The organism is Methylobacterium sp. R2-1 (assembly GCF_014191355.1).
Classification (GTDB): domain Bacteria; phylum Pseudomonadota; class Alphaproteobacteria; order Rhizobiales; family Beijerinckiaceae; genus Methylobacterium.
In genome coordinates this window covers 1-1,130 of record NZ_JACHWM010000051.1, presented here as the reverse complement: position 1 = coordinate 1,130, position 1,130 = coordinate 1, and the positions used below count along the sequence as shown (strand labels likewise).

Sequence of the window (1,130 nt, the reverse complement as noted above, 5' to 3'; positions counted from 1 at the left end):
CGCGCCTGGAGCTGCTCGCGGCCGATGAAGCCCTGCAGGTAGGCGATCTCCTCCAGGCAGGCGACCTGTAGCCCCTGCCGGTGCTGCAGCACCCGCACGAACTCGCCCGCCTCCAAGAGGTTGTCGTGCGTGCCGGTGTCGAGCCAGGCGTAGCCGCGGCTCATCCGCTCGACATGGAGCTGGCCGCGCTCGAGATAGGCCTGGTTGACGGATGTGATCTCGAGCTCGCCCCGCTCCGAGGGCTTCACCGCGGCGGCGATGTCGAGCACCTGATTGTCGTAAAAGTACAGGCCCGTCACCGCCCAGGGGCTCTCCGGCGTCTTGGGCTTCTCCACCAGCCGGATCGGGCGGCCGCTCTCGTCGAGGGTGACGACGCCATAGGCCTCCGGATGATCGACGTGGTAGGCGAACACTGTCGCCCCGCTCTTGCGGGCGCGAGCCTTGGCGAGCAGGTCGCTCATGCCGTTGCCGAAGAACAGGTTGTCGCCGAGCACCAGCGCCACGTCATCGCTGCCGACGAAGTCGCGGCCGATGAGGAAGGCCTGGGCCAGCCCCTCGGGCCGCGGCTGCACCGCGTAGGAGAAGGTCAGCCCGAACTGCTCGCCGGTGCCGAGCAGGCGCTGGTAGTTGCCGAGGTGCTCCGGGCTCGAGATGATCAGGATCTCGCGGATGCCGGCCAGCATCAGCACCGAGATCGGATAGTAGATCATCGGCTTGTCGTAGACCGGCAGCAGCTGCTTGTTGATCGCCAGCGTGGCCGGGTGGAGCCTTGTGCCGGAGCCGCCGGCGAGCACGATGCCCTTCATACGAACACGTCCTGATCAGTGGGAGCGAACCGGCCCGACCAGCCGGTCGAGGATGTCGTCGAGCGCCGCCTCCCAGCTGCGCGGCGCGATGCCGTAGGCGTCGGTCAGGCTCTGCGTGGAGAGGCGGGAATTGGCCGGGCGCCGGGCCGGCGTCGGGTAGGCGGAGGTCGGGATGCCCTCGACCGGCACCGAGCGCCCGCCGCGCTTGGCTGCCCCCGCGACGATCGCGCGGGCGAAGTCGCACCACGTGGTCGCGCCGTCGTTGACGCAGTGGAAGGTGCCGCTGGGCGCCGCCTCGTCTCCCGCCATCCGCAGGGCGATGGT

The 1,130-nt window shown here is 69.6% G+C and carries 2 protein-coding genes; both read right to left on the bottom strand.

All coding sequences use genetic code 11. The features are described 5' to 3' along the window. Positions 1-806: glucose-1-phosphate thymidylyltransferase RfbA (gene rfbA, locus FHU13_RS27330; protein WP_183438959.1), on the bottom strand; the 806-nt coding region annotated here is incomplete at its 3' end. A gap of 15 nt (positions 807-821) precedes the next feature. Next, positions 822-1,130: sugar nucleotide-binding protein (locus FHU13_RS27325; protein ID WP_183438958.1), on the bottom strand; the 309-nt coding region annotated here is incomplete at its 5' end.